Here is a 26,626-nt window from a genome sequence, read left to right on the forward strand (position 1 = left end):
TACTAATTTCCAGGGTCGAAAGACTGGTAATTTTTTACCTCTCTTCCTCATAAACATCAATGAGATGCGTTGCGAGGAGGGAAGGGTATGCCGATAGATGATAAAACGCCGAAGTGGCGACACCAAGTCACCCTGGTTGACCGGGAGGAGCTGACGGTCGAAGGCGTTGTTGGCCTCGGAAGCTATGATGAACACGAAATTGTAATGGAAACAGAACGGGGCACGCTGGTTATCAAGGGTGAAGGGCTCGATATCAAACAGCTTAGTCTTGACAAAGGCAATATTACGGTCGAGGGCATGATCAAGTCGCTAACCTATGACGAAGAGACGAAGAACAAGAAAGGGCTGCTCGGTCGGCTGCTTAAGTAAGGCCCAAAGCTCGCGAAAGGAGAAAAGCCTTGCGCCGCCTGCTGATTAAATTGTGGTGTCTGCTTCTCTGCCTTTTGGCGCTGGAAGCGGCAGCCTATGGCCTGGCGTGGTGGATGGCCGATTACAGCCGGCGGGCGGCTGCTATTCGTTTCAACACCGCGGCTGCGACGTGGCAGCCGGTGAAAAACGTTCCCTACGCCGACCTGATTAACCGCCATTCCCGCGCCGCCGGGGTAAGCGCCCAGGTTGTCGCCGCTGTCATTCAGGCGGAAAGCTCTTTTCAGCCCCAAGCCCTATCGCGGGCGGGCGCCTATGGGCTGATGCAGATTATTCCCGATACCTGGCGGCAGGTTAACGCGCGGATCAAGGTCTGCGCCGGCCGGCATGCGGGCGATTGCACGCGCGAGTGCTTTTACGACCCGGAGCTTAACATCCGGGTGGGAACGGCATACCTGGCAGAACTTGCCGGGCGGTATCCGGGGCGGCTGGATCTGGCGCTGGCCGCTTATAATGCCGGGCCGGGCGCCGTCGATTATTACGGTGGTATACCACCCTATGCCGAAACACAGGAGTATGTCGCGCGGATTATCAACTATTGGGAGCAAATGCACTCCCCGGCTATGCCGGTTGAAGCGGCCGGCGCAACGTGGAACCGGGCGCGGCGCGCACTGGGCTGGCTTCTGGCGCTGACGCTGTTTATGCTGACCGTACTGGCGCAGTGTTTGTATAAGCTGCACCGCTCCTGGCGATGGGGGTGAGAACGTGGAAATAAACGTCCAGGCCAGCGCTTTCTCAACGATGGTGCTGACCGGCATGCTGCTTGGCCTGTTATTTGATTTTTACCGGGTGCTACACAGCTGTTTCAAGCCCCGGTGGTTTATCACCGCCATCGGCGATCTGGCCTACTGGCTGGTCGCCGCCGCCGTCACCTTCGTGGCGCTGCTGGGGGCTAACGGCGGTGAGCTCAGGCTGTATGTCTTCCTGGCGCTGGTGACGGGCGCCGCCGGCTATTATCGCTTGCTCAGCCGTCCGGTCAGGTATTTATTGATGCGCCTGGTCCGGACTGTCGCCGCCGTTATGCGGTGGATGCGCTTAATCCTGCTGTGGCTCTTGGTTAAACCTGTTGTTTTGGTAGTGCGAGTAATGTGGTTGCCGTTTGGCTATGTTGTGCGGCTGGCTGGCAGTCTGCGCCGGCCGCCGGGCCCGCCGCCGGAGGAAAATGTTCCGCCGCCAGGCTGATTTTATATTCCCAGAAAGAGGAATTTGCCTCGCCGTCGCGAATATGAAAACATAACATCTCACTAAAGTGGTGGGTAGTAATGGCGCAGCCAAAGCAAGGGAAAAAATATCGTCTTAATTGGTTCCGACTGGTAATGCTGGGGCTGATCGGCTATTTCGGCTATGTGCTGTACGGTCAGTATACCGAGCTTGCCGCTATCCGCCAGGAAACGGCGGCAACCCGGGCCCGGTTGGAGGAGGTTCGACAGCAGAACAAGGCTTTGCAGGAAGAGCGGCAGCGCCTGACAACGCCGGCCTATGTGGAAAAACTGGCCCGCGAGGAACTGGGACTTGTCAAGCCGGGCGAAGTGCCGTTCATTCCGGCCGGACGCAATTAGGTTTGTAATATTTTGCGTGGCGGCAACATTCCTTGACACATTTTTCGGGTCGAGGGTATAATATGGTTGCAAAAACACTAGTAGTTTTAAGGAGGAAATTTGATTAGCATGTCCATTGAGGTTGGCAGCGTGGTTGAAGGAGTGGTGACAGGGATCACGAACTTCGGGGCCTTTGTCGAACTGCCGGGAGGAAAGGTTGGATTGGTGCACATTTCGGAAGTTGCAGATGTATACGTCCGGGATGTCAAAGATTTCCTGAAGGAGCAGGACCGGGTAAAAGTTAAGGTTCTGTCCATCGATGAACGCGGCAAAATCGGCTTGTCTATCAGGCAACTGCAGGCGCCCAGCTCGCCGCAGGGATCAAGAAAACCACCTGTCAACGACCGGCGTCACAGCCGACAGCATTCCCTCTCATTTGAAGATAAACTGAGTAAATTCTTGCGCGACAGTGAAGACCGCCTTTCCGATTTAAAACGTAATACCGAGTCCAAACGGGGAGGACGCGGCAGCGCCCGCCGGGCGGAGTAGGAATAGATTTTAAGGAGCATTCTTCGGAATGCTCTTTTTATCATAAAAAAGTAAAAAGGGTAAAGCAGGTGAATTTATGATCAAAGCGGCGATTGATATTGGCACAAACTCGGTGCGGCTCTTGGTCGCCGAGTGGCGGGACGGGCGGCTCCACCCGCTCTACAGGGACCTGGCCAGCACGCGTTTAGGCCAGGGCGTGCAACATAGCGGCGCCCTCAGCGCCGACGCCATAGCGCGTACCGTGCGGGCGGTGGCGGATATGGTCCGCGCCGCCCGCGCCCGCGGCGCCGACGAAGTGGTGGCCTTTGCTACCAGCGCCGTGCGGGAAGCGGTTAACGGCCTGCGGTTCGCGCATTTGTGCCGCGATTTGGCGGGAGTGGAGGTGCATATTTTCGACGCCATGACCGAGGCGCGCCTTGCCTACGCCGGGGCGATGCTCGGCGACACTGGGCCTGGTGGTTGCCTTGTCGTCGACATTGGCGGCGGCAGTACTGAATTGGCCTACGGGCAAGGCGAGGTACTTCAGGTGGCCGAAAGTCTGAAGCTTGGCGCCGTCCGGCTAGCCGAACTCTTTCCTGCCGGGCAGGGCGGGGTGGTCAGTGATTTGTCGGCGGTAAATGACTATATTGGCGCCGCACTGGCGGCTGCACCGCGACTGCCTTGGCCGTCCCGGCTGATTGGCGTCGGCGGTACGGCAACCTCGCTTGCCGCGATTAAGCAGCAGCTTACGGTGTATGACAGCGCAAAAGTGCACGGGTTCTATCTGACGCTCGGCGATATTGAAAGCCTATTGGCAGAGCTGGCCGCCCTGTCGCTGGATGAGCGGCGGCGTGTACCGGGACTGCAGCCCGAGCGGGCCGACATTATTGTCTATGGCGCCGCCATCCTGGCGGCTGTTGTCAAACGGTTCGGCGCCGACGGCGTCACGGTCAGCGAACAGGATATTTTGGAAGGGGTAGTTAATTACCTGGCTGTCTACCATGGCGCCTGGCGCTTCGACAAGAAACTGCCGATCCTGTAATTGTTTTTACTACCGGCCGGATTTGTGGCAGGTAGTTTTTTTGTATTTTCGCCCACTCCATGTCGGAATTTTTTTTCGTGGCAGTATTTATTCAGACATGTTTTACTTGGAATTTTCTGTAAAATAATAATACGACAACTGAGCAGGGGTGGAAAATATGCCAAAAGTATCAGTCATTACTTTACCATCGGAGGCAGTACAGGCGCCTGGCCGTGCGACGGCGCCCGGCCGGCCGGCGCGAAAAATATCCCGGTCACGCATCTTCCGTCGTCTGGGCGAATTTGTGTTGTCAATTGTACGCCCCGACTACCTTCTGGTCAACGTTTTGGCGTTTTTATTGGCTCGCGTTTCCATTCTAGGCGAAATGGCGCCCTTTGGCTTAGCCTTTTTTGCAGCCGTTGCCCATACGGCGCCGCAGCGCGCCTTTATCACCGGTTTATGGGCGACGGCCGGGGTGCTATCGGCCGGCCATTATCCCGAGGCTGGCGTTTACGGTTTTTCGATTGTGCTGTACTTGCGTCTGGCGGACAAGCTATCGCGCCTCGAACGCAAAATGCTGGCCATACCGCTCTTCTTTTTTGCCTCGGTAACCCTAAGCGGTCTGGCCTTTGTCGCCTGGCAGCAGGCCACTCTGTACAGCGTCCTGCTGGTTCTGTTTGATGCCGCCCTGTGTATGGTCCTCGCGTGTCTGTTCGCCTACGGGACGCCGCTATTTATCGCGCGGCGGCCTGGCGCGCTTGCCGGTGAAGGCGTTCTCTACGCCGTCATTATTCTGGCCGTCGCCGTTGCCGGTCTCGGCGATTTCAGCGTGTGGGGCTACAGCCTGCGCAACATGACCGGCAGCCTGCTCGTTATGGCGCTCGCCCTGGCCGGGGGTCCGGGACTGGGCGCAGCGGCGGGCGTCGCCGTAGGTCTGGTAGTGGGGCTAAGTGATGGCAATGCATCAATGGCTATAGCCCTCTATTCCCTGGCCGGGTTGTCAGCCGGCCTGGTGCGCCTGCTGGGCAAGTTTGCCGTAATCGGTGGCTTTGTCCTGGGGAGCGCCCTGACGGTGCTTTATTTTGGGGATACGCTAAAATTGGTGACAATTCTTACCGAGATAGCGGTGGCCGGGGGCCTGCTATTGGTTGTACCGGCGCGCCGGTTGGCGTGGTGGCAGTCCGGACAAGCTACGGCCGGAGAAGCCGGCTTTGATGAAGACAGCGAGCGGCTGGCCGCGGCCGCTGCTAAATTGACCTGTCTGGCCGAACTGTTTCATGATCTGGCCGGCGCCTTGGGTGAGTTTTCCGACGACGTGCAGGGGGAAATGCGCCACAATGAGCTGACCGCCCTGCTAGCTACGGTCGGCGAGCGTGTATGCGGCCCCTGCGAGCGGCGGTCCGCCTGTTGGGACCACGATTTTTACCGTACTTATCAGGCGATGCTGGATACGCTCGCGCTGGCTGAGACGGGGGCGCTCACGGCCGGCAGTTTGCCGAAACCGCTCAGGGACAGTTGCGTCCGGCGTAAGGAGGTGGCCGAGACGGTCACCGCGGTGGCCGAGCGCAGCCGCACTGCCGCCTTCTGGCACAAAAAAATCGGGCAGAGCCGCCGGATAGTAAGCGAACAGATCAAGGCCGCCGGCGCCGTCATTGCCAATTTGGTCCAGGAAATTCGCCGCCAGCCGCAGACCGACGAGGAAATGGCCCGGTCGCTTAAGGACAAGGCCGCCTTAATCGAATGTCCGGTCGACGAGGTGCGGGTAAGCGGCATCGGCGCCAGAGCTACGGTAGAGATCTGCAAACATCCTTGCAGCGGCGCCCGGGAGTGTCTTAATACCCTCTTGCCGCTGGCGGCCAACCTGCTACATGAGAAGATGACCCTCCATGCCGAGTGCGGCAATGCCATGCGGCGGAAAAAGTGCCGGTTGACCATGCAGGTCGCCCAAAGTTACCAGGTGCTCACTGGCATGGCGTCAGCCGCCAAAGATACAAAGGGGGTATGTGGGGATACCTGCATGGTAATGCCGCTCAGCCGCGGACGGGTGGCCCTCGTGCTCAGCGACGGCATGGGCAGCGGCAACGAGGCGGCGACGGAAAGCGGCCGGGCGGTCAAGTTTCTCCAGCGCCTGCTCGCTGCCGGTTTTGACGTCGATCTGGCGGTAAAGACGGTCAATTCGATGCTTGTACTCCGTTCGCCGGACGAGACCTTTGCTACCATTGATATGGCGATTATTGATACCTATTCGGGGGAAGCCGAATTTCTCAAAATCGGTTCGGCGCCCAGTTTTGTCAAACGGGTGCGGGAGGTTGCGACCATTAAGTCGGCTTCACTGCCGATTGGCATCTTGAGCCAGATTGAGTTCGACCCGGTTGAGGTCCAGCTGGCGGCCGGCGATATTATTGTAATGGTCAGTGACGGGGTGGCAGATGCGCCTTACCGCGGTCCGGACAAAGAGAATTGGGTGGCTAACTTCCTGCGACGGACGGCAAGCGTTGAGCCGCAGGAAATCGCCGATAAACTGCTGTGCCAGGCGCAGGAACTATCAGGCGCCAAACTCCGGGATGACATGACGGTACTGGTAGCAAAAATTTGCGACCGGTCACCTTTGGTCCAGTAAGTATGGCTTATCAGGGATAATGTCGGCCCCATTGGGGGCCTTTTTCTTTGCCATGATAAAATCGCCCGATTGGGACAGACTATCGCCAGTGAAAAATCTAAGCAGGAAATTGTTCGGAGCCGGGAGAATAGAGGGTATAGCAGGAAGTTCGACCACGTTACGGGACGGTGAGCAGGTGAACGGTATCTCTTTGGAGAAAATTGTCGCCCTGGTGATACTGGCCGGCGAAGTCATGCTGAAAAACGGCGCCGAAACAAGCCGGGTGGAGCAGACGATGGTTCACATGGCCCGCGCATGCGGGGCCGCCAAAGTAGAAAGTTTTGCCATTCCAACCGGCGTGTTTGTCACCGTGACCGACGGCGCCGGCAATTCCCTAACGACGATGCGGCGCGTCTATAACCGCACGATCAACCTGGACCGCATCGCCAAGGTCAATGAACTGTCACGGCGGCTGGCTGACCACCGGCTGGACTACGAGGCGGCCCAAAGCCTGCTACAGCACATCGCCAAGGAACGGAGCGGCTTTTCCCTCGGACCTTCGGTAATCGCTTCCGGCGTAGTCGGCGCTGGGTTTGCCGTTCTCCAGGACGCCGGTCCGGGCGAAGCCGGCTTTGCTTTCCTGGCGGCCGCCTTGGTGAGGTATATCGCCCACATTGTATCGCGGCTGCACGGCGTGCGTTTCACTTTCGAGTTCCTTGGCGCAATGGCGGCGGCGCTTACCGGCGTGATGGTCAATTGGCTGTGGCCCCAGATCAGCCGGGATATTGTTATTGTCGGCGGCATCATCCCCCTTGTGCCGGGTGTGGCAATTACCAACGCCATTAGCGACGTTATCGCCGGCGATCTGCTAAGCGGCTTGTCGCGCGGACTGGAGGCGGCCCTGACGTCGGTAGCGGTGGCGATGGGCGTGGTTATCGTTCTCGCGATATCGGTATAGGGGGGGAAGGCTATGGTGATAAAACTTGCCGCTGTTTTTCTAATGGGTACGGCGGTAGGGGTGCTGTACCGCATCCCGCGCCACTTGCTGTTATATGGCAGCTTTACCGGCGCCGTCGTCTGGCTGGTCTACTACGTCGCCATAATCAGCGGGGCGAATGTTATTTTTGGCGCTTTTGTCGGCAGTGTCGCTGTCGGCTTTTTATCCGAATTTTTGGCCCGGCTCATGAAAAAGCCGGCCACCATTTTTGCCATTCCCGGCTTTTTGCCGCTGGTGCCGGGCCGGGAGGCCTATACGGCGATGCGTTACATGGTGGAAGGCCAGTACGGACAGGGAGTAGCGACGGCCATGCACACCATGCTGACCGGCGGCGCTATTGCTTTTGGGATTTTCCTTAGTGCGACCGTGTACCGGCTGGTGATAAATTATAGGGTGGCGAACGCGAATGCTATTGACAAAGGTTAAGACCTGGGTGGAGCGGCACCGGCTGCTGACGGCCGGCGACCGGGTGGTGGCCGCCTGCTCCGGCGGCCCCGATTCGCTGGCCCTTGTTCATATTTTACACCGGCTGCAGCCAGCCTATGGCTTCGATTTGGTCGTCGCCCATGTCGATCACATGCTGCGCGGCGCCGAATCGGCGCGGGAGGCAGAGTTTGTGCGCGCTTTTTGCCGGCAGCTCGGCCTTGATTGCCGGGTAACGGCGATCGATGTTCCGCGCGTGCGGGCGGAGCGCGGCGGTTCAACCGAGGAGGTGGCCCGGGCGCTACGCTACGCTTTTCTGCGCCAGGTGGCCGATAGCCTGGGCGGGGCGAAAATTGCCACCGGCCATCACCGCGACGATCAGGCCGAAACCGTGCTGATTAATTTTTTGCGCGGCGCAGGACCAAGGGGCTTAAGAGGAATGCAACCGGCCGCCGCCGGTATCATTCGTCCCCTTCTGAGCGTAACGCGGCAGGAAATCGAGGCCTATTGCGCGGCCGCGGGCCTGACGCCTTGCCTGGACAGTTCCAATTTGCACACCGACTATCTTCGCAACCGGGTGCGCCTGGAACTGCTGCCGCTACTGGCGCGCGAGTACAATCCGGCTATCGGGGAAAACCTTGCCCGGCTGGCGGAAATTATGGCCGACCAGCATGATTTTCTCCGGCAGTGCGCCGCCGATGCCTACACGCATGTGGCAAGGGAGACCGAGGGCAGGCTGGCGCTGGACAGTACGGCCCTTGCGGCGCTGCCGGCTGCGCTCCGGCGGGAAGTTTTACGGCTGGCCATCGAAAAAAAACGGGGGAGCCTGACAGGAATAAGTTTTTGGCATGTGGAAAAATTGTTAGAGATGGCGCTTGCCGGCAAGGTGGGCAGTTTGTTTACCCTGCCCGGGGGATTGTCATTCGTCCGGACTTATGATGGACTGGCAACGGTCGACCATACTGAGGACGGTGCAAGGGCAGCTGTTGGCATTGCGCCGCCCGGCCGCGCGCTTACCGTTCCCGGGGTGACCGAAGTGCCGGAGCTTGGCCTAATCGTTGTCGCCGCTTTGCATGACGCGAGGCCGGCGGCGTCAGGCCGCCTAACAGCGGTGTTTGACTGGCAGGCATTGTCACCGCCGCTCGTGGTGCGCACCCGCGTTGCCGGCGACCGGTTTTGGCCCGCTGGCATGCAGGGGAGCAAAAAACTTAAAGAATTTTTTATTGACGCTAAAGTGCCGCGTACCGAGCGCGACTACGTGCCGCTCATTTGCGACCAGGACGGCATCCTGTGGGTAGCCGGTTACCGGCAGTCTGCGCGGGGACGGCCTGATGGCGCGACGCGCCGGTTTTTACAGCTTACTTTAATAAGGCAGGAGGAAATTACGTGTTAGAGGACATTCAGGAAGTTTTACTTTCGTCTGAGCAATTGAGCGCCCGTATCCGGGAAATGGGCCGCCAAATCAGCGCCGACTATGCCGGCAAAGAAATTTTAATGATCGGCGTACTGCGGGGCGCCGTTATTTTCATGGCCGACCTGGCCCGTGCGATTGATGTGCCGGTCGCGCTCGATTTTATGGCCGTTTCCAGTTATGGCGCATCCACTACTTCCAGCGGCGTGGTCCGGATCCTTAAAGACCTGGACGAAGACGTGGAAGGCAAGCACCTTTTGATTGTGGAAGATATCATTGATTCCGGTCTGACGCTTAACTACTTGCTCGACAACCTGCGCTCCCGCAAGCCGGCCAGCATCAAGATCTGTACGCTGCTTAACAAGCCGGAGCGGCGCAAGGTGGACGTGCAGGTCGACTACAACGGCTTTACCATTCCCGACCATTTCGTGGTCGGCTATGGCCTGGATTACGCGGAAAAGTACCGCAATCTGCCTTTTATCGGCATACTAAAACCGGAGGCCTATAAAAACTGAGCGGTGAATACAATTTACAGTGTAACGCCCCGCCGGTCTGGGCTTCGTTGCCACATTTGCTATTTTGTGGTATAATAATTTCCTATGGAACGTCCTTGGGTTATTCCTTGTGTTGCTCCAGCGAGAGGAGGGCTACTGGTTGAATAAATTTTTTCGCAACGTTAGTTTCTATTTGTTGATTATCATCATCGCCATCTCGATAATTGACTATTACTCGTCGCGCACCACTAACAAGCAGGAAATAAGCTACACCCAGTTTCTGCGCCAGGTAGAAGAGAAAAAGGTGGAGCGCGTAACCATCGTGGAAAACACCATCCGCGGGAAGCTCAAGGACGGACAAGAGTTTACGACCATTGCTCCCAACGACCCGACCCTGATTAACACCTTGCGGGAAACGGGAGTGGATATAAAGGCCGAACAACCGCCCCAACCGCCCTGGTGGACGACGATATTCTCATCCATCCTCCCCATGCTGCTGCTTATAGGCGTCTGGTTTTTCATCATGCAGCAGACCCAGGGGGGCGGCAACCGGGTGATGTCGTTCGGTAAGAGCAGGGCCAAACTGCACACCGAAGACAAGATCAAGGTCACGTTCAAGGATGTAGCCGGGGCTGATGAAGCCAAGCAGGAGCTTGAGGAAGTTGTCGAGTTCCTCAAGCATCCTAAGAAGTTCAATGATTTAGGCGCCCGCATTCCCAAAGGCGTGCTGCTCTTCGGTCCGCCGGGTACCGGCAAGACGCTGCTGGCCCGGGCGGTAGCCGGGGAAGCGGGAGTGCCGTTTTTCAGCATCAGCGGCTCCGATTTCGTGGAAATGTTTGTCGGCGTCGGCGCGTCGCGCGTCCGCGACCTTTTTGAACAGGCGAAGAAGAACGCTCCCTGCATCGTTTTCATCGACGAGATTGATGCTGTCGGCCGTCAACGTGGCGCCGGCCTGGGCGGCGGTCACGATGAGCGCGAACAGACCCTCAACCAGCTGCTGGTTGAGATGGATGGCTTTGGCGTCAATGAGGGGATTATTATCATCGCCGCCACCAACCGCCCGGACATCCTGGACCCGGCGCTGCTGCGCCCCGGGCGGTTTGACCGCCAGATTGTCGTTGACCGGCCGGATGTCAAAGGCCGGCTCGAGATCTTGAAAGTACATACCCGCGGTAAGCCGTTGGGCAAAGAAGTTAATCTCGAGATCCTGGCCCGCCGCACGCCCGGATTTACCGGCGCCGACCTGAGCAATCTGGTCAATGAAGCGGCGCTGCTCGCCGCCCGCCGCGGCAAGAAGCGCATCGAAATGCCCGAACTGGAAGAAGCGATTGAGCGGGTGGTAGCGGGACCGGAGCGCAAGAGCCGGGTTATCAGTGACAAGGAAAAGAAGCTAACGGCATATCATGAAGCGGGTCATGCCTTGGTCGGCATGCTGCTGACCCATACCGACCCGGTGCATAAGGTGTCTATTATCCCCCGCGGCCGCGCCGGCGGCTACACGCTAATGCTGCCTAAGGAAGACCGCTACTATGCCACCAAGTCGGAACTATTAGACCAGCTTAAAACACTGCTTGGCGGCCGGGTGGCCGAAGCCCTTGTGCTCGGCGAAATCAGCACCGGCGCTCAGAACGATTTGGAACGGGCCACCGAACTGGTGCGGAAGATGGTTACCGAATACGGCATGAGCGAAGTGCTCGGTCCCATTACCTTCGGCCGGCGCCAGGAACAGGTCTTCCTGGGCCGCGATATTGCCCGCGACCGCAACTATAGCGAAGAAGTGGCCTACGCTATTGACAAGGAAGTACGCCGCATTATTGAAGACGCTTATGCCAAGACAGAAGAAATGTTGAAAAGCAATATGGATAAGCTCCACCTCATTGCTGAAGCGCTGCTTGAACGGGAAACGCTCGAAGGTGAAGAATTGGAGCAACTCCTCAAAGAAGGGAAAATTACTGAAAATCCGTCTGACGAAAAAGAGTCGGACACGGCTCCGCAAAACGCCCAGACCGGGCCGGATGACGGGACAGGGCCGAAGATTGTCTACATTTCTCGACGGGATGGTGATTGGCCGTGGCGCAGACGCTAACAGTAGGTCTAAAAGGGGAAGCGACAATTAAAGTGACGCCAGACAACACAGCCGAACGGTTCGGTAACGCCGGCGCCGCCGTGTTTGCCACGCCGATGCTGGTAGCTCTTATGGAACAGGCGGCGATTGCCGCCGTTGCCAATTGTTTAGCGCCGGGGGAAGGTACGGTAGGCACCAGGGTGGATATGCACCATTTGGCGGCAACGCCGGTCGGCATGACCGTACGGGCTACGGCTGAACTGGTGGAAGTAGCCGGTAAACGGTTGGTCTTCACCGTAGCGGCCTATGACGACCGGGAAAAGGTCGGCGAGGGGCGGCACGAGCGCTATATTATTAGAACAGCTTCGTTTCTGGAAAAAGTTGCTGCCAAAGCAGGCAGCGGTATTTAGGATAAAGTGGGGGGACAGCTATGTCGCGTAAATGGATCCCCAACCTGCTAACCATCGTTAACCTTTTTGCCGGCTTACTCGCTATTATGCTGGCCTTTACCGGGATGTGGACGTTGGCGGCAGCCTTAATCCTTGGGGCGGCTCTGTTTGACAGCCTTGATGGGCGGGTGGCCCGCCGGCTTAACGCGACTAGTGAATTCGGCAAAGAGCTTGATTCGCTGGCCGACTTGGTATCCTTCGGCGTAGCGCCTGCTACAATTGACTATATGCTGAATTTTAGCTTACTTGGCTGGAGCGGCTATCTTTTAGCCGCTTTGTTTCCTATTTGCGGCGCGCTGCGCCTGGCCCGCTTCAACATCATGAATGTGCGGGGCTATTTTGTCGGCCTGCCCATTACCGCCGCCGGTCCGTTATTGGCCGGTACGGCTCTGCTCGGCGATTTCTTGCCGGTAGCAGTGCAGGCGCTGGTGTTATTGGTGCTGGCCGGCCTGATGGTGTCGACGCTGCGGGTGCCGAAATGGTGATTTTTGGACGGCAGGCTCCAGACCTGCCGTTTTGCCTTTTCAATTAAGTTTTTTCCGTAAGGGTATGCGCCATGAGTGAAGTAATCATCATTATTACCCGTGATTACCCGTGGCGGCCGGGTCGAGAACTGTAGCGCGAGCGCCGCGGCGGCTGTTACCCTAGTTACCAAACCTCCTTTCACCGCATATGATATATTGACATAAGAAGGTGAAAGGAGTTTTTATTGTGGGCAGAAGATTTCTCTTTAAACGCTTGCGTCAACTCCCGGCCGGGCCGGTGATGCCTTTGTTGCCGGTTGTTAACCCCCTCCAAGCCGTTAATCCCTGCTACCTGTTGCTAGAGCTGCAGCCGGTGGTGAGACATGGGCTGAACGAGCTTACGGCGACCAATACCCGCCATGTTCTGTTTGAAACGGCAATGATTGCCTACTTGATGGGGGTGGGATATGACTATCGCACGGCCTTAGCAATCGTCGAGTCGTGGGAAATTATCAAAACGCTGGACAAAGGGACGCTGTTCCTAGAGCAGTTCCAGTCAACCCGAGAAGATGACGAAGAGGGAGAGCCGTAATGACTCTCCCTTACTATTTATCCCTTATTCTTTTGACCTGCTTCCATTTATTATTTTCATTTTGATAACGTCCTGGACCGGTTTGCCGGCGTCCTGCGCCAGCAGGCTGGCCATGGCTACGGCGCGGGGCTTATAGCCTTGGCGGAGAAGGTCGTGTCTGGTTGCCAGTCTTATTGTAGCGGACGGTTGTGACAAATTTATGACCGCCTAATGTGACCGGCCAGCGGCAGGGTGACGGTAAAGGCCGCGCCTTGGCCCGGCGTGCTTTCGGCAATAGTCTCGCCACCCATGTACCGGACAAGTTCGCGGGTGATGGCAAGACCGAGACCGGTACCGCCGGCGGCACGGGTCCGGGCTTTATCCACGCGGTAAAACCGTTCCCAGATATGGGGAAGGTCGGCTGCGGGGATGCCAGGCCCATAGTCGCGGACGGTAAAAGACGCGTTCGGCGGCGAAAGAGTGATGGTCACGTCGATGTTTGACCCAGCCGGCGCGTAGCGGACCGCATTGGTGATGAGATTGAGCGCTACCTGCGCCAGCCGGTCGGGGTCGGCCAGCACTACCGCCGGTTGGTTGGGCAGACGAAGATTAAGGGTTAGATTTTTACTTGAAAGCAGGGGGGCCAGCCGGTCGGCTTGCTCGTGCCAAAAGTAGCCTAAGTCCAGGGGCTCTTTGACAATGGACAGGGCGCCTGCTTCCAGTTCGGCCAGGGCCAACAGGTCGCGGAGCAGCCGGTCGATGCGCTTTGCTTCGCCCACAATTGTGCCTAAGTAGCGATGCTGTTGGTCGGTGTCTTTGACGAGTCCGTCTTGCAGCGCTTCCGCCATGGCTTGGATGGATGCGACCGGTGTCTTAAGTTCATGCGTAACGTCGGCCAGGAACTTGCGGCGGTTTTCTTCCGCATGGGCCAGTGCTTCGGCCATCGCGTTAAAAGTGCGCCCGAGACGACCGAGTTCGTCGTCGCCGGTGGCGCCGGTCCGGCTGGTATAGTCGCCGCCGGCAAACCGGGCGGCTGCCAGGCTGATGTCAGCAACGGGGCGGGTAAGGCCGCGGGCCATGACCAGGGCAAAGGCCAGCGCCGCCAGGATGCCGATGCCGAGGGAGTAAAGAAGAAGCTTTTCTACCGCCTGCGCCGCTTTATTAACGCCGGTGATTGAAGCGTAAAGCAGGACGGCGGTTTGTGGGTTCGCTCCCGGTACCGCAATGCCAACAACGATGGAGCGGTCGGTCTGGCGGCGGGAAGTGCGCACCCACGTTTGGGCCTCGCCGGCAAAAAGGGCGGATAGCTCGTCGGCCGCCTCGGGGAAAGCCTTCGCCCAGCGGTTGGGCGGGGTGCCGGCGATAACCCGGCCTTCGCGGTCAATAAGCCACAGTGTGGCGCCGGCGAGTTGTTCAAGTTCCTGTAACTGTTCAGCAGACGGCACGCGCCCCTGGCGCAGGTCAGGGGCTAAGAGCTGGCTGACAACCCTGCCTTTGACCAGCAGGTCGCTTTGTTTGGTCCGCACGGCATGATTCCGCACCAGATAAGACATAAACAATCCAAGAACCAAGGTTGTCAATAAGATCACGGCGACATGGGAAAGAAATAAGCGGCCGAAAATGGAGCGACTCATTTTGGCACCACTTCAAATTTGTAGCCGACACCCCAGGCGGTATGGATATAATGGTAGTCGGCGGCGCTAAGTTTTTGCCGCAGCCGCTTAACGGCGGCGTCGACGGCGCGGTCGTCGCCGTTATAATCGTAACCCCAGACATTGGTGAGCAGTTGTTCACGGGAAAAGGCTACTTTGGGATGACGGGCCAAGAAGAGGAGGAGGTCAAATTCTTTGGGCGGCAGGCTAACGGTCTGCCCGCCGCAGATTATCGTCTGCGCGGCGGGATGGATTGTCAGGCCGGGAAAGGAAAGGGCATCGCCGCTATCGAAAAGTAAGCCGCTCCGGCGAAGCACCGCCTTAACCCTGGCCACCAGTTCGCGGGGACTGAACGGCTTGGTCACATAATCATCGGCCCCAAGGGAGAACCCCGTGATTATGTCGTACTCGGCGCTTTTGGCGGTCAGAAAGATGACCGGCGCCTGACGGGTGATGGCGCGGCAGATATCCCACCCCGATAATTTGGGCAGCATGATATCAAGAATCAGTAAATCAGGACGGTGGCTTGTCTCGATTGCCAGTGCTTCTTCGCCGTCGCCGGCCGTGTATACCGTAAAGCCTTCTTGTTCGAGATACAGCCGCACGACCTCGCAGATGCTGGGCTCGTCGTCGGCAAGCAAAATTTTGACAGACATCTTGTCACCTCCGGCTTGCTGGGCTGAGAAAAAAGTGCTATCATAAAAATTAGTTATGGACAAACTTTTTCCTTTATAGCTTTTCCCCAAAAAGCAAGGGTGGCATCGCCGTGAGCCACACCTGGCCGGGAAACTTCGCCAATTGCATAGTGTTTTCCTCACCCCGCTTAGAGCCCAGAGGGACTGAGACGGAAGGGACAGAGAGTTTTCGGCATAGGAAATCTGCGCCTTCTTGTCTTGGAGCAAGAAGGCGTTTTTATTCGTAAGGAGGCATTAAAAGTGCAACTTGTTACCCGTATTGATGAGGTTAAAAAACTGGTTCGGGAGCTGCGCCGTCAGGGCAAGACCATCGGCTTGGTGCCGACCATGGGGTACCTGCACGAGGGACATCTGACGCTCATGCGCCGGGCCAAGGCGGAGCAGGATGTGGTTGTCGCCACCGTTTTTGTTAACCCATTGCAGTTCGGCCCAAGCGAAGACTTCGCCGTCTATCCGCGCGATCTGGACCGCGACAGTAGGCTTGCCGCCGCAGCCGGCGTGGATGTGCTGTTTGCTCCGCCAGTGGAGGAAATGTATCCCCGGGGCTACGAAAATATGCTGGCGTTTGTAGATGTGCGCCGCGTTACCGAGCGGCTGTGCGGCGCGTCCCGGCCCGGCCATTTCCGGGGTGTTGCTACCGTGGTCACGAAACTGTTTAACATCGTTGAACCTGATGCAGCCTATTTCGGCCAAAAAGATGCCCAACAAGTAGTTGTTATCCGCACCATGGTCCGTGACCTGAACATGAATGTTCGCATAGTGACGGTGCCGATCGTGCGCGAGCCGGACGGCCTGGCGATGTCGTCGCGCAACGTCTATCTGGCGCCGGCCGAGCGGCAGGCGGCCCTGGTACTGTCCCGGGCACTGAAGCTGGCGAAAGAGAAGCTTGACGCCGGCGAACGTTCCGCCGCGACGCTGATTGCGGCCATGCGGGAGTTAATTAGCCGTGAGCCGCTGGCAACCATTGATTATATTTCGGTCAGCGACGCCGAGACGCTGGAGGAGCTCGACACTGTCCGCGCACCGGCGCTGGTGGCGCTGGCGGTAAAAATCGGCAAAACGCGGCTGATTGATAATTTACTCTGGGAGGAGACGCAGCATGTTTCGCACGCTTTTTAAGTCCAAACTGCACCGCGCGACTGTTACCGAGGCCTGCCTCAATTATGTGGGCAGCATCACCATCGACGAAGACCTTATGGATGCCGCCGATATTCTCGTCAATGAGAAAGTGCAAGTAGTAAACATCAATAACGGCGCTCGCTTTGAAACCTATGCCATAGCCGGTGAGCGGGGATCGGGGACGATTTGCTTAAACGGCGCGGCGGCTAGACTCGTCCAACCGGGTGATAAGGTAATAATTATTACTTATGCAATGATGGATGAAACCGCGGCGCGCACTTTCCGGCCGACCGTAGTATTCCTGGATGATGCCAATCGTATTGTTGAAACTAAGCGGCAAGAGCGGCACGGCGAATTTGGCTAACAGGAATTGACATAGCGTTAACTTCGGCTTATGATAAAGGTGACAATCTACAGGGGAGGTAGCGCTGTGCGAACGCGCATTTTGGAACTGCTGCGCCAGCATGCCGGCCACTATGTTTCGGGCGAGGAAATATCTAAACAGCTGGCGGTATCGCGCACCGCCGTTTGGAAACATATCCAGGCGCTCAAAAACGCAGGATATGATATTGAGGCCCATTCGCGGCTTGGTTATTCGCTCCGCCAAGCGCCCGACCTGTTGTTGCCGGCGGAAATTGCCGCCCGGCTCAAAACGACGGTGTTTGGCAAAGAAATACGCTATTTCGCCGAAATTGGCTCGACCAACAATGAGGCGAAACGGTTGGCCGCCGAAGGCTGCCCGGAGGGACTGATTGTCGTTGCCGAAGCGCAAAACACCGGGCGGGGGCGCTTGGCCCGCGGCTGGTTTTCGCCATTCGGCAAAGGCATTTGGCTGTCGGTGGTGCTCAGGCCGTCGTTTCATCCTCTGGATGCGCCGAAATGTACGTTAATGGCCGCCGTTGCCCTGACAAAGGCGATCCATAAGGTGACGGATGCGCCGTGCGGCATTAAATGGCCGAATGACATTTTGTATGAGGGCAAAAAGCTGGTGGGTATACTCACCGAGATGAGTGCCGAGATGGATGCCATCAACTATGTGGTCATAGGCATGGGCATCAACGTGAACATTGCGCCCGACGAATTTCCCCCCGAACTGCGCGACATCGCCACCTCCGTGGCCGCTGCGGCCGGCCGTCCTGTATCGCGTTTGGCGCTACTGGCTGAGGTGCTGGCCGAACTGGAGACGGTTTATTGTTTGGCCGTGAGCCAGGGATTTGACCCGGTGCTGGACGAGTGGCGAAAGCTCTCCATTACGCTCGGCCAGCAGGTTAACGTTCTGGCGCCAGGAGAAACCTTTACGGGAATTGCAGTAAACATCGACAACGAGGGGGCGCTGCTGGTAGATACCGGTCAAGGCGTGCGCCGCGTTTTGGCCGGTGATGTCTCCATCCGTCCCCCCACATGAGCAGGAGGAGTCTATGCCAATTCGTAACATGGTTTTAACCGGTTTATTCGCCGCTCTGTTAGCGGTAGGATCCCAGGTCTCGATACCGCTCGGCCCGGTGCCGCATACGCTGCAAGTCTTCTTTGTCATGCTGGCCGGGGTCATTCTCGGTAGCCGCTGGGCTCCTGCTAGCGTGGCCGTATGGATTTTGCTCGGCTGTTTCGGGCTGCCCGTGTTTGCCCAGGGCAAGGCCGGGGTGGCCGTGCTGGCCGGTCCTACGGGCGGTTTTTTAGTGGGATTTATGGTGTGCGCTTATTTGGTTGGGCTGTTGACTGAGCGGACCCAGCTGTCGGTCTGGCGCGCCGCCGGCGCGATGCTGGCTGGTCTGGTGACGGCTTACGCCCTTGGCCTTATGGGGTTCATGGCCAGCTTTAAATATTTTTTACATAAGCCGATGACGTGGGACAAAGCGATTAGCCTGGCTGTGTTGCCCTTCATCCCCTTTGACGTCATCAAAAGTGTGATGGCAGCTTATATTGGGGTAAAAGTGCGCCGGGCGCTGCTGCGGGCCGGCTATATAGACTGAAAATACGAAGTGGAAAAATTACTGCAAGAATTTACAGGGGGACAAAAATCTATATGCTGTTGGTTTTTGACGTCGGCAACACCAATATTGTGCTTGGGGTATATGACGGCGATAAGCTGGTGGTGAACTGGCGGGTGTCTACCGACCGGCAAAAAACGTCGGACGAGTACGGCATGCTCATTCACAACCTGTTCAGCTTCCGGGGCCTTGACATGAAGCAAATTCAGGCCATTGTCATTTCTTCGGTAGTACCACCGGTTATGGCACCGCTAACCCGTATGGCACAGCGCTATTTCGGCCTTGAACCGTTGGTGGTTGGTCCCGGTATCAAGACAGGGATTGCCATTAAGTATGAAAACCCGCGGGAAGTGGGTGCTGACCGTATTGTCAATGCCATTGCCGCGTACGCCAAGTACGGCGGGCCATCGATTATTGTTGATTTTGGTACGGCCACCACTTTCTGCGCTATTGCGGAAAACGGCGACTACTTAGGCGGCGCCATTGCCCCCGGTATTGGCATTTCGACCGAGGCGCTGTTCCAGCGGGCGGCAAAATTGCCGCGGATCGAACTGCTAAAACCGAAAACGGTCATTTGCCGCAACACGGTTACCAGTATGCAGTCTGGTATTATTTACGGCTTCGTCGGGCAGGTGGACGAAATCGTCCGCCGCATGAAAGAAGAGTTGGGTGGTGATGCGCGGGTAATCGCCACTGGCGGGCTGGCCGGTCTCATCGCTCAGGAATCGCGTACCATTGATGTAGTCGAGCCGCTCCTCACTTTAGAGGGATTACGGATCATCTACGAACGCAACCGCGCCTGACTAACGCGGGGCAACCTTCGGGTTGCCCCTGTTGTTTTCAGTACATACTAACAAGGGGTGAGAGGATGCGGATCGGTACGATTGAACTAGCCAATCCGGTGATTTTGGCACCCATGGCCGGGGTGACCGATTTACCCTTTCGGCTTTTAGCCAAAGAGATGGGCTGTGGACTGGTTTATTCCGAGATGGTGAGCGATAAAGGACTGCTCTATAATAACGCCAACACCTTAAGCCTTATTCGGATCGACGAGCGCGAGCGGCCGGTAGCCATTCAAATATTCGGCTCCGACCCGGAAAGCATGGCCGCCGCCGCTCGCATCGTCGCCCAGGCCGGCGCTGATATCATCGATATCAACATGGGCTGTCCCACCCCCAAAATCGTCAAGAACGGCGAGGGCGCAGCCCTGATGCGCCGGCCGGAACTGGCCTACCGCATCATCGCCAGTGTGGTGGAGGCGGTAGAGGTGCCGGTAACGGTGAAGATGCGCAAGGGGTGGGATGAGTCATCGGTTAATGCCGTGGAAATCGCCCGGCTGGCCGAAAGGGCCGGGGCCAGTGCGGTCAGCGTGCACGGGCGGACCCGGGAACAGTTTTATGCCGGCCAGGCCGACTGGTCGATTATTCGGGCGGTAAAGGAAGCGGTTACCATTCCGGTCAATGGCAACGGCGATGTGCGCACGCCCCAGGATGCGGCGCGGATGTTGACGGAAACAGGCTGTGATGGCATAATGATAGGGCGGGGAGCGCAAGGAAATCCTTGGCTGCTCAGACAGGTGGCCCACTACTTGGCTACCGGCGAAATTTTGCCTGGCCCGACGCCCCGGGAGCGGTTTAGCATGCTGCTCCGTCATCTTGATATGCTGGTCGAATATAAGGGTGAATATATCGGCACCCGGGAGATGCGCAGCCACGCTGCCTGGTATACCAAGGGTCTGCCCAATGCGGCGGAACTTAGGCGACGGTTCAACCGGGCGGAAACCCGTCAAGATTTTCAGACCATAATCAGTGAGTTTCTGTAGGTGATGCTAATGCCACCCATGCTGATTTTACCGGTAGCCAACGGTGTGCTACCGCGACCCCATGGCGGGACAATCGCTGGCATGTTCGCCATGGAACAGGGGAAAATGCTGGCCGAACTCGGGGTGGGCCGCGACTTGCTCATTTGTCCTTGGGTGATGGATAGCCAGTCGCTTTACCCGGTAGGCGTACTGGCCCGGCTGGTAGACATAAGGCAGCATACCGTTATTTGCGAGCATGGCCAGGAACGGGCGGTGCTGCTGGCGGTCCTGGAAGGCCGGGAACATGCGCGCTGGCACAGCTTGCGTACGGCAGGGGGCTATGTTTTTTCCAGCTCTGTGGAAGTGCTTGATCTGCGAGGGATGCGCAAGGAGTATCCGGTCATTTCCGGGGCGGGTTGGTCGCCGGCGGGTGGTTATACCGAATTTCGCGATAAGAGCGACATTCCGGTAACTATCTATGGTACCGACCTAATGACTGGTGAAGAAGTAAGGATAACGGCCAATCTGGGCGGCCTAGTCGAACAGGAACAGGCTCATACCATCGAGCATGCTATCATCCGGGCCCTGAAAGCATACGGCCTGTGTTCGGTCCGGACGCTGCTCGATTCCATTGCCAGGGAAACGGATGAGCTTAAACAGACGTTGGAATTTAGCATTAAATACACTATGCCCGAGTTTTTGGGCGTTACGTCAAGCGGCGTGTGCGGCAATCCAATGACTAACCTGGCCCATTTCTACTTGGCGAAAGAGTTTGTCGAAAACGTACGGGCCGGTAAATCGCTGGACGCGTCGCTGGCCGCCGCCCGGCGGTCGACGATGTCGCAGCTTACCCAGGACTTGGGTTTGACGATGCAACAGGGACTCAGGATGCTGCAAGGCTTGAAAAAGGGCATGAGCCATGACGATACGCCGCTTAAAGTTGAGACGTGCAAAAAGGTAATTAGCCGGTTTCCCTTTGAACCGTGGGGCTAACGCCCCGTTTTTTTATTACTTTCACGGTAGTTGGCAAAATGGCAGTCGTTGAGCTGTAGTGAAAAAATTGGTACAATATGTATGTGAACAAGTTTGTGCACATATACTATGGCGAGGAGATGAAACCATGCTGCGGCGCATTGGCGATAAAATCGTCAATCGACAGAAAATTCACCAGGTGATTGACCAGATCCTGGAACTGCGCGGCCAAGGCATGTCCCAGCAAGAAGTGGCCAACCAGTTGGGGATCGACCGCACATTTGTTTCCCGGCTGGAAACGATCGGGGAGGTACGAAAGGGGGCGCGCATTGCCCTCATTGGCTTTCCGATTAAAAACTGCCCTGAACTGGAGGCGGTAGCCCGGCAGGAAGGGATTGACTACTGCCTGCTCATGTCCGAGCAGGAGCGGTGGCATTTTGTGGAAAGCAAGACAGGCGTGGAGCTATTTAACCAGATAACGGAAATGATCGCGCTGCTGCGCCAATACGATATTGTTATCATTTTAGGTTCCAATATGCGCATTAAACTGGTTGAAACGCTGCTGGACAAAGAAGTAATCGGCATTCAAATTGGCGAGTCGCCCATTGCGGATGACCGGTATGTTAATCCGGAAGACCTTCGGACCATCATCCGCCAACTCAGGTACTGAGCAGGAGGCAACTGTGATGAAACGCATAATTAGCGTTAGTTTGGGTTCTTCCCGGCGCAACCACAAGACCATCCAGCAATTTGCCGGGCAGACCTTTTCCATTGAACGGATTGGCACCGACGGCGACAAACAAAAAGCGATTGAACTCATCCGCCTGTTAGACGGCCAAGTTGATGCTTTTGGCCTGGGGGGCACAGACCTGTACATTTATGCCGGCAACCGGCGCTACACTTTCCGCGAATCCGCGCAGATCGCCGCGGCCGCTCAAAAAACGCCCATTGTCGATGGTAGCGGCGTCAAGAACACGCTGGAGCGGCGGGTGGTTAAGTTTTTGGAAGAAAATGAAGTTTATCGGTTCCAAGGGAAAAGGGTACTGGTAGTTTGCGCCGTCGACCGCTTTGGTTTGGCGGAAGCGCTGGTTAACGCCGGCAGCGCTGTTGTTTTTGGCGATCTCTTATTCGGACTGGGGCTGCCGCTGCCCATCCGCAGTTTGGACGGTCTGGCCCGTTTGGCCAAAGTAGTGGCGCCGGTTATAACCCAATTGCCGGTTAGTTTCTTTTATCCGACTGGTGACCGGCAGCTTTCTACCCGGCCGCGGTTTAGCCGTTATTTTACGGAAGCGGATGTTGTGGCCGGCGATTTTCACTTTATTCGCCGCTATATGCCGCCGTCGCTTGCCGGCAAAACCGTTATCACCAACACGATAACAGGCGAGGACGAAGCGCTGCTTAGGGAGCGGGGCGTAGCGACGCTGGTAACGACAACCCCCGATATGGGCGGGCGGTCTTTCGGCACCAATGTGCTGGAGGGAGTGGCCGTTGCGCTGGCCGGGAAACGGCCGGAAGAGCTAACAGCTGCAGATTATGACCGAATACTTAACGAGATGGGTATTCAGCCGACCGTAAAAAGGCTGAATCCGTAAGGAGGGATTGGCTTGGAAAAATTTGCGTTTATTATCCACCCGCTCACGGCCAAGGATTTTAGCCGCAAATTTCCCTTCGCTAAGAATTGGCCTGATCGCTTTGTGGAAGGCATAATGAAATACATACCGCCGTTTAAAGTTTCCGAGATAACGGGTGTCGTTTCTGATCATGCCGAGGCGCAGGGATGGTTTGTGGGTTGTCCGCTTACGTCGCGGCAGATGCTGGAAATGCCGGAGCCTTACGTCATAAAAAAAATTATTAAGGCCGGTAAAGTAGCTGAAAAATTAGGGGCTAAAGTCGTCGGCCTGGGGGCCTTTACCTCGGTTGTCGGCGATGCCGGAATTACGATTGCCAAGAATTTAAATATTGCGGTTACTACCGGTAATAGTTACACCGTAGCGACGGCTTTGGAGGGCGTTCGGCAGGCGGCGAAGCTGATGGGCAAGGATATCGCGCACGCCAATATTGTTATCTTGGGCGCTACCGGTTCCATTGGTGCGGCTTGCGCCCAAATCATGGCGCGGGAGGCCCGCTATCTGACGTTAGTAGCGCGCAATGAAAAAAAACTGGAAAAACTTGCTGAACAAATTTTTCGTTCTACCGGATTAGCCGCGCGCATAACGGCAAATACTAAATCCGCTCTAAAAACAGCCGATGTAGTGATTGCCGTAACAAGCGCTGTTGACAGCATTATTGAACCGGAGGATTTAAAGCCGGGTGCCATCGTCTGTGATGTGGCCCGCCCGCGCAATGTTTCGCGCCGTGTCGCCGAAATGCGCAATGACGTTTTGGTCATCGAAGGCGGTGTGGTGGAAGTGCCAGGGGACGTAAATTTTGGCCTGAATTTTGGCTTCCCGCCCAAGACAGCCTATGCCTGCATGGCCGAGACGATGATTTTGGCGCTCGAAGGACGGTACGAAAACTTTACTTTGGGTCGCGACCTAACCGTTAAGCAAGTCGAGCTTATCGAACAATTGGCGCGTAAGCATGGTTTTAAGCTGGCCGGCTTCCGCAGCTTCGAGCGGGCGCTGACACCGGAAGAAATTACGGCAATTAAAGCAAATGCTGCGGCGAAACAACGAGGTGAGGGAGAAAAAAGAATTTGAAAATATTGACAAAGTCATGGAAACGACCTATAATTAATGGCATAATATCAGGGCCTTATTCCTGAGTGATAAAAAGTGTCAAGTGTTTAACTTGACACTATTTATATTGCCGTCTTGGGTCGTAGTCAAAAAGTGCAGGAAAGGAATAGAATAAAATAGATTTTTGTACCGATTATCAGGGAAAAGGAGAGCAAAGATACATGGCGGAAAAACAGACAATTCTTACCGTCGATGGTTTGAAGAAGATAGAGCAGAAACTGGAACACCTCAAATCGGTGCGTCGCCGCGAGGTAGCCGAGCGCATTAAGCAAGCCATCGAATTTGGCGACATCAGTGAAAACTCAGAGTACGAGGACGCAAAAAACGAACAGGCCTTCATTGAAGGGGAAATCCTCACCCTGGAGAAAATGTTGCGCAACGCTAAAGTGATTGACGAAGGCGAGATTAGCACTGATACGGTAACACTTGGCTCTACCGTTGTCCTGAAGGACCTTGAGTTTGGTGACGAACTGGAATATACGTTAGTGGGCTCGGCGGAGGCCGACCCGATGGAGTTCAAGATCTCCAATGAATCGCCGGTAGGCCAGGCAATTATGGGCCAGAAAGTGGGCAGCGTTGTCGAAGTGAATGTTCCCGCCGGCATACTGAAATACAAAATTTTAGAGATTAAACGGAGCTAATATTTGCTAATCATGGGGGAGAGTACATGGCAGAAAAAATGGAACAACCGATACAAACCCAAGAAGACTTAAATGAACTGATGCGGGTGCGACGCGAAAAATTGGCGGCTATTGCGGCTCAGGACGTTGAGCCCTATGGCCGCAAATATAATTTTAGCCACCATGCTGCTGATGTTCTGGCCGGTTTTGCCGCGCTGGAAGGGCAGACCGTCCGTCTGGCCGGCCGGATTATGGCGATCCGCGGTCACGGCAAGGCTACGTTTGCCCATTTAATGGACATGTCCGGCCGCATCCAAGTGTATTTTCGGCAGGATGTGTTAGGTGAAGCCGCTTACGACTTTTTCCGCCTCCTGGATATCGGCGATATTATTGGCGTTGAGGGCGTTGTTTTCAAGACGCAACGAGGCGAAACAAGCGTCAAGGCGACCAGTTTTGAAATTTTGGCCAAGTCGCTCCGACCGTTGCCGGAAAAGTGGCATGGCCTTAAAGACGTAGAAACGCGCTACCGCCAGCGTTACTTGGATTTGATCGTCAATCCTGAGGTGCGCAACACTTTTATATTGCGGAGCCGTATTATTCAGGCAATGCGCCGCTATCTGGACAATAAAGGGTTTTTGGAAGTCGAAACGCCGATGATGCATCCGATCGCCGGCGGGGCGGCGGCGCGTCCGTTTATTACCTATCACAATGCTTTGGATATGAACTTATATATGCGTATTGCCCCTGAGCTGTATTTAAAGCGGCTTATTGTCGGCGGGTTTGAGCGAGTATATGAAATCGGCCGGGTCTTTCGCAACGAAGGCATTTCTATCCGGCATAATCCGGAATTTACCCTAATGGAACTCTACCAGGCTTATGCCGATTACCAGGACATTATGAAAATTACCGAGGAAATCATTGCTCAGGTGGCGCTGGATGTCCTGGGAACGACGAAAATAACTTATCAGGGGCAGGAGATCGACCTTACACCGCCATGGACCCGCATGACAATGCCGGAGGCCATTTTGAAATACAGCGGTGTCGACTTTTCAACAGTCAAGACGGTGGAAGAAGCGCGGGCCATCGCAGACCGTCTTGGCGTAGCCTACGACAAAAAGGACGGTATTGGCAATATCCTTAACAATGTTTTCGAGGAAGTCGCGGAAAAACACCTGATACAGCCTACCTTTATCATCGGCCATCCGGTGGAGATTTCGCCGCTTGCCAAACGCAACAAGGACAACCCGGCCATTACCGACCGGTTTGAAGCCTTTATTTTCGCCCGGGAGATGGCTAATGGCTTTTCTGAGCTTAATGACCCCATTGATCAGAAAGAGCGTTTCCTTGCCCAGGTAGCGCAGCGGGAATCGGGTGACGATGAAGCGCATATGATGGATGAAGACTATGTGACCGCGCTTGAATACGGCATGCCGCCCACCGGCGGTTTAGGTATCGGCATCGACCGGCTGGTTATGCTTCTTACCGACAGTTATTCCATTCGCGATGTCATTCTCTTCCCCCATATGCGTCACCGCGAAGGTTAATGCTAGCTCCCCTTCGGTCGACCGGAGGGGAGTATTTATTCGGCCAAGTATCGCAAATTTTTGTCTATTTTGACAATATGGCTTGTATGCCCTTGACAAGCCATGTTTGCCTATGCTAACATATCTATGCACCGGCGGCGTGGTTAAAATAAGAAATGCGCTGTGTCAAGAGTCTGTGAAAATGTCACCTAAATTGGTCTATGAAAATGTCACACTTGTTGTATTTTGTAATCAACCCAGGTCTGGATTTTAGACTTTCTTCTGGCCGCGGTCAAGGATAAAAGCTACGCTCGCCTGTTAGGCGTCCTTGACCGCGGCCATCGAAAGTCAATGTTAAGGTTGAAGGGTTGATAAATACTCCTTTTTAACCCAGTACTTCCGTTTTCGTGCGGTCTGGCGTATAATTACTTCCGGTGTTTGGTATTCGGAAGCCCTTACGCCAAGGGTGATCCGGGGCAGGCCGCCGTGGTGTAGGAGGCGGACCTGCTTTTTCTTTTGGCTGCGGTTTTGT

At 56.1% G+C, this 26,626-nt stretch carries 30 protein-coding genes; 27 read left to right on the forward strand and 3 right to left on the reverse strand.

The genetic code is table 11. From position 1 onward, the window contains the following. Positions 1-87: 87 nt before the first annotated feature. The 15 genes from yabP to BLQ99_RS15030 all read left to right on the forward strand — a co-directional run bounded on the left by yabP (position 88) and on the right by BLQ99_RS15030 (position 13,007). Positions 88-369 carry a sporulation protein YabP gene (yabP, locus tag BLQ99_RS03340; RefSeq protein WP_093688127.1) on the forward strand — a complete coding sequence of 94 codons (282 nt, stop codon included), beginning with the start codon at positions 88-90 and terminating at the stop codon, positions 367-369. 29 nt (positions 370-398) lie between these two features. Further along, positions 399-1,127, forward strand: a complete 729-nt coding sequence (locus BLQ99_RS03345; RefSeq protein ID WP_093688129.1) for a lytic transglycosylase domain-containing protein — start codon at positions 399-401, stop codon at positions 1,125-1,127. Between the two features lie 4 nt (positions 1,128-1,131). Beyond that, entirely contained in the window at positions 1,132-1,608 is a 477-nt protein-coding gene (gene yabQ / locus BLQ99_RS03350; protein WP_093688131.1) for a spore cortex biosynthesis protein YabQ, read from the forward strand. Between the two features lie 80 nt (positions 1,609-1,688). After that, a complete protein-coding gene (locus tag BLQ99_RS03355; RefSeq protein WP_093688133.1) occupies positions 1,689-1,985 on the forward strand; it encodes an FtsB family cell division protein in 297 nt (98 codons plus the stop codon). Between the two features lie 108 nt (positions 1,986-2,093). Then, a complete protein-coding gene (locus BLQ99_RS03360; protein WP_093688135.1) occupies positions 2,094-2,513 on the forward strand; it encodes a S1 domain-containing RNA-binding protein in 420 nt (139 codons plus the stop codon). A gap of 76 nt (positions 2,514-2,589) precedes the next feature. After that, positions 2,590-3,534 (forward strand): Ppx/GppA phosphatase family protein, encoded by a 945-nt coding sequence (locus BLQ99_RS03365; protein WP_093688137.1) that lies wholly within the window; start codon positions 2,590-2,592, stop codon positions 3,532-3,534. Positions 3,535-3,691: 157 nt separating this feature from the next. Further along, positions 3,692-6,133: a stage II sporulation protein E gene (gene spoIIE / locus BLQ99_RS03370; protein ID WP_093688138.1), complete on the forward strand. Its 2,442-nt coding sequence runs from the start codon at positions 3,692-3,694 to the stop codon at positions 6,131-6,133. A 175-nt stretch (positions 6,134-6,308) separates the two neighbouring features. After that, positions 6,309-7,070: a threonine/serine exporter family protein gene (locus tag BLQ99_RS03375; RefSeq protein ID WP_245690232.1), complete on the forward strand. Its 762-nt coding sequence runs from the start codon at positions 6,309-6,311 to the stop codon at positions 7,068-7,070. A gap of 12 nt (positions 7,071-7,082) precedes the next feature. Beyond that, on the forward strand, positions 7,083-7,535 hold the full coding sequence (locus BLQ99_RS03380) for a threonine/serine exporter family protein (protein WP_093688142.1): 453 nt from the start codon (positions 7,083-7,085) through the stop codon (positions 7,533-7,535). Further along, a complete protein-coding gene (tilS, locus tag BLQ99_RS03385; protein WP_093688144.1) occupies positions 7,516-8,925 on the forward strand; it encodes a tRNA lysidine(34) synthetase TilS in 1,410 nt (469 codons plus the stop codon). The genes BLQ99_RS03380 and tilS overlap by 20 nt, the downstream gene beginning before the upstream one ends. Continuing rightward, on the forward strand, positions 8,919-9,458 hold the full coding sequence (hpt, locus tag BLQ99_RS03390; protein ID WP_093688146.1) for a hypoxanthine phosphoribosyltransferase: 540 nt from the start codon (positions 8,919-8,921) through the stop codon (positions 9,456-9,458). The genes tilS and hpt overlap by 7 nt, the downstream gene beginning before the upstream one ends. A 139-nt stretch (positions 9,459-9,597) precedes the next feature. After that, the gene (ftsH, locus tag BLQ99_RS03395) at positions 9,598-11,523 is read left to right on the forward strand and encodes an ATP-dependent zinc metalloprotease FtsH (protein WP_093688148.1); all 1,926 of its coding nucleotides are present in this window, start codon (positions 9,598-9,600) and stop codon (positions 11,521-11,523) included. Further along, positions 11,508-11,912 carry a thioesterase family protein gene (locus BLQ99_RS03400; RefSeq protein WP_245690233.1) on the forward strand — a complete coding sequence of 135 codons (405 nt, stop codon included), beginning with the start codon at positions 11,508-11,510 and terminating at the stop codon, positions 11,910-11,912. The genes ftsH and BLQ99_RS03400 overlap by 16 nt, the downstream gene beginning before the upstream one ends. Before the next feature lie 20 nt (positions 11,913-11,932). After that, positions 11,933-12,436 carry a CDP-diacylglycerol--serine O-phosphatidyltransferase gene (gene pssA / locus BLQ99_RS03405; protein ID WP_093688152.1) on the forward strand — a complete coding sequence of 168 codons (504 nt, stop codon included), beginning with the start codon at positions 11,933-11,935 and terminating at the stop codon, positions 12,434-12,436. A gap of 226 nt (positions 12,437-12,662) precedes the next feature. Further along, positions 12,663-13,007: a hypothetical protein gene (locus BLQ99_RS15030; RefSeq protein WP_216093621.1), complete on the forward strand. Its 345-nt coding sequence runs from the start codon at positions 12,663-12,665 to the stop codon at positions 13,005-13,007. A gap of 24 nt (positions 13,008-13,031) precedes the next feature. Here the strand turns inward: BLQ99_RS15030 and BLQ99_RS14875 are convergent, their stop codons facing one another. From BLQ99_RS14875 to BLQ99_RS03420, 3 genes are read right to left on the reverse strand one after another with little or no spacing between them, the layout of a single operon-like run. After that, entirely contained in the window at positions 13,032-13,202 is a 171-nt protein-coding gene (locus BLQ99_RS14875) for a hypothetical protein (protein ID WP_171904580.1), read from the reverse strand. Between the two features lie 2 nt (positions 13,203-13,204). Beyond that, positions 13,205-14,620: a sensor histidine kinase gene (locus BLQ99_RS03415; protein WP_093688154.1), complete on the reverse strand. Its 1,416-nt coding sequence runs from the start codon at positions 14,618-14,620 to the stop codon at positions 13,205-13,207. Then, on the reverse strand, positions 14,617-15,294 hold the full coding sequence (locus BLQ99_RS03420) for a response regulator transcription factor (protein ID WP_093688156.1): 678 nt from the start codon (positions 15,292-15,294) through the stop codon (positions 14,617-14,619). Before BLQ99_RS03420 ends, BLQ99_RS03415 begins: the two co-directional genes overlap by 4 nt. 279 nt (positions 15,295-15,573) lie before the next feature. On the opposite strand from BLQ99_RS03420, the gene panC reads away from it, so the two are divergent. From panC to lysS, 12 genes are all read left to right on the forward strand, one after another. Further along, positions 15,574-16,452: a pantoate--beta-alanine ligase gene (gene panC / locus BLQ99_RS03425; RefSeq protein WP_093688158.1), complete on the forward strand. Its 879-nt coding sequence runs from the start codon at positions 15,574-15,576 to the stop codon at positions 16,450-16,452. Next, positions 16,433-16,816, forward strand: coding sequence for an aspartate 1-decarboxylase (gene panD, locus BLQ99_RS03430; protein WP_093688160.1), 384 nt, complete (start codon positions 16,433-16,435; stop codon positions 16,814-16,816). The genes panC and panD overlap by 20 nt, the downstream gene beginning before the upstream one ends. A gap of 66 nt (positions 16,817-16,882) precedes the next feature. Further along, complete coding sequence (locus BLQ99_RS03435) at positions 16,883-17,857, forward strand: biotin--[acetyl-CoA-carboxylase] ligase (RefSeq protein WP_093688162.1); 975 nt, start codon at positions 16,883-16,885, stop codon at positions 17,855-17,857. 13 nt (positions 17,858-17,870) lie between these two features. After that, positions 17,871-18,422, forward strand: coding sequence for a biotin transporter BioY (locus BLQ99_RS03440; RefSeq protein WP_093688164.1), 552 nt, complete (start codon positions 17,871-17,873; stop codon positions 18,420-18,422). Between the two features lie 53 nt (positions 18,423-18,475). Then, positions 18,476-19,243 carry a type III pantothenate kinase gene (locus BLQ99_RS03445; RefSeq protein WP_093688166.1) on the forward strand — a complete coding sequence of 256 codons (768 nt, stop codon included), beginning with the start codon at positions 18,476-18,478 and terminating at the stop codon, positions 19,241-19,243. Positions 19,244-19,308: 65 nt separating this feature from the next. After that, on the forward strand, positions 19,309-20,262 hold the full coding sequence (dusB, locus tag BLQ99_RS03450) for a tRNA dihydrouridine synthase DusB (RefSeq protein ID WP_093688168.1): 954 nt from the start codon (positions 19,309-19,311) through the stop codon (positions 20,260-20,262). A 9-nt stretch (positions 20,263-20,271) separates the two neighbouring features. Next, a complete protein-coding gene (locus BLQ99_RS03455; RefSeq protein ID WP_093688170.1) occupies positions 20,272-21,234 on the forward strand; it encodes a hypothetical protein in 963 nt (320 codons plus the stop codon). A 127-nt stretch (positions 21,235-21,361) separates the two neighbouring features. Beyond that, positions 21,362-21,883, forward strand: a complete 522-nt coding sequence (locus tag BLQ99_RS03460; protein WP_093688172.1) for a transcriptional regulator — start codon at positions 21,362-21,364, stop codon at positions 21,881-21,883. A gap of 16 nt (positions 21,884-21,899) precedes the next feature. Beyond that, positions 21,900-22,805: a quinate 5-dehydrogenase gene (locus BLQ99_RS03465; RefSeq protein WP_093688174.1), complete on the forward strand. Its 906-nt coding sequence runs from the start codon at positions 21,900-21,902 to the stop codon at positions 22,803-22,805. Positions 22,806-22,817: 12 nt separating this feature from the next. Next, positions 22,818-23,912 (forward strand): saccharopine dehydrogenase NADP-binding domain-containing protein, encoded by a 1,095-nt coding sequence (locus BLQ99_RS03470; protein WP_093688176.1) that lies wholly within the window; start codon positions 22,818-22,820, stop codon positions 23,910-23,912. 200 nt (positions 23,913-24,112) lie between these two features. Beyond that, a complete protein-coding gene (gene greA / locus BLQ99_RS03475; protein WP_093688178.1) occupies positions 24,113-24,592 on the forward strand; it encodes a transcription elongation factor GreA in 480 nt (159 codons plus the stop codon). Positions 24,593-24,618: 26 nt separating this feature from the next. Next, positions 24,619-26,115, forward strand: a complete 1,497-nt coding sequence (gene lysS / locus BLQ99_RS03480; protein WP_093688180.1) for a lysine--tRNA ligase — start codon at positions 24,619-24,621, stop codon at positions 26,113-26,115. Positions 26,116-26,626 lie beyond the last annotated feature (511 nt).

Source organism: Sporolituus thermophilus DSM 23256, assembly GCF_900102435.1.
Classification (GTDB): Bacteria; Bacillota; Negativicutes; order Sporomusales; family Thermosinaceae; genus Thermosinus; species Thermosinus thermophilus.

Excerpts from the sequence above, each read along its gene's own strand:
- dusB (WP_093688168.1), top strand. The coding sequence starts at position 19,309 with ATGCGGATCGGTACGATTGAACTAGCCAATCCGGTGATTTTGGCACCC.
- BLQ99_RS03440 (WP_093688164.1), top strand. The coding sequence starts at position 17,871 with ATGCCAATTCGTAACATGGTTTTAACCGGTTTATTCGCCGCTCTGTTA.
- BLQ99_RS03455 (WP_093688170.1), top strand. The coding sequence starts at position 20,272 with ATGCCACCCATGCTGATTTTACCGGTAGCCAACGGTGTGCTACCGCGA.
- greA (WP_093688178.1), top strand. The coding sequence starts at position 24,113 with ATGGCGGAAAAACAGACAATTCTTACCGTCGATGGTTTGAAGAAGATA.
- yabP (WP_093688127.1), top strand. The coding sequence starts at position 88 with ATGCCGATAGATGATAAAACGCCGAAGTGGCGACACCAAGTCACCCTG.
- BLQ99_RS03465 (WP_093688174.1), top strand. The coding sequence starts at position 21,900 with ATGAAACGCATAATTAGCGTTAGTTTGGGTTCTTCCCGGCGCAACCAC.
- BLQ99_RS03365 (WP_093688137.1), top strand. The coding sequence starts at position 2,590 with ATGATCAAAGCGGCGATTGATATTGGCACAAACTCGGTGCGGCTCTTG.
- BLQ99_RS03355 (WP_093688133.1), top strand. The coding sequence starts at position 1,689 with ATGGCGCAGCCAAAGCAAGGGAAAAAATATCGTCTTAATTGGTTCCGA.
- BLQ99_RS03445 (WP_093688166.1), top strand. The coding sequence starts at position 18,476 with ATGCTGTTGGTTTTTGACGTCGGCAACACCAATATTGTGCTTGGGGTA.
- pssA (WP_093688152.1), top strand. The coding sequence starts at position 11,933 with ATGTCGCGTAAATGGATCCCCAACCTGCTAACCATCGTTAACCTTTTT.
- spoIIE (WP_093688138.1), top strand. The coding sequence starts at position 3,692 with ATGCCAAAAGTATCAGTCATTACTTTACCATCGGAGGCAGTACAGGCG.
- BLQ99_RS03420 (WP_093688156.1), bottom strand. The coding sequence starts at position 15,294 with ATGTCTGTCAAAATTTTGCTTGCCGACGACGAGCCCAGCATCTGCGAG.
- panD (WP_093688160.1), top strand. The coding sequence starts at position 16,433 with ATGTTTCGCACGCTTTTTAAGTCCAAACTGCACCGCGCGACTGTTACC.
- BLQ99_RS03415 (WP_093688154.1), bottom strand. The coding sequence starts at position 14,620 with ATGAGTCGCTCCATTTTCGGCCGCTTATTTCTTTCCCATGTCGCCGTG.
- BLQ99_RS03360 (WP_093688135.1), top strand. The coding sequence starts at position 2,094 with ATGTCCATTGAGGTTGGCAGCGTGGTTGAAGGAGTGGTGACAGGGATC.
- BLQ99_RS03460 (WP_093688172.1), top strand. The coding sequence starts at position 21,362 with ATGCTGCGGCGCATTGGCGATAAAATCGTCAATCGACAGAAAATTCAC.
- tilS (WP_093688144.1), top strand. The coding sequence starts at position 7,516 with ATGCTATTGACAAAGGTTAAGACCTGGGTGGAGCGGCACCGGCTGCTG.
- lysS (WP_093688180.1), top strand. The coding sequence starts at position 24,619 with ATGGCAGAAAAAATGGAACAACCGATACAAACCCAAGAAGACTTAAAT.
- BLQ99_RS03380 (WP_093688142.1), top strand. The coding sequence starts at position 7,083 with ATGGTGATAAAACTTGCCGCTGTTTTTCTAATGGGTACGGCGGTAGGG.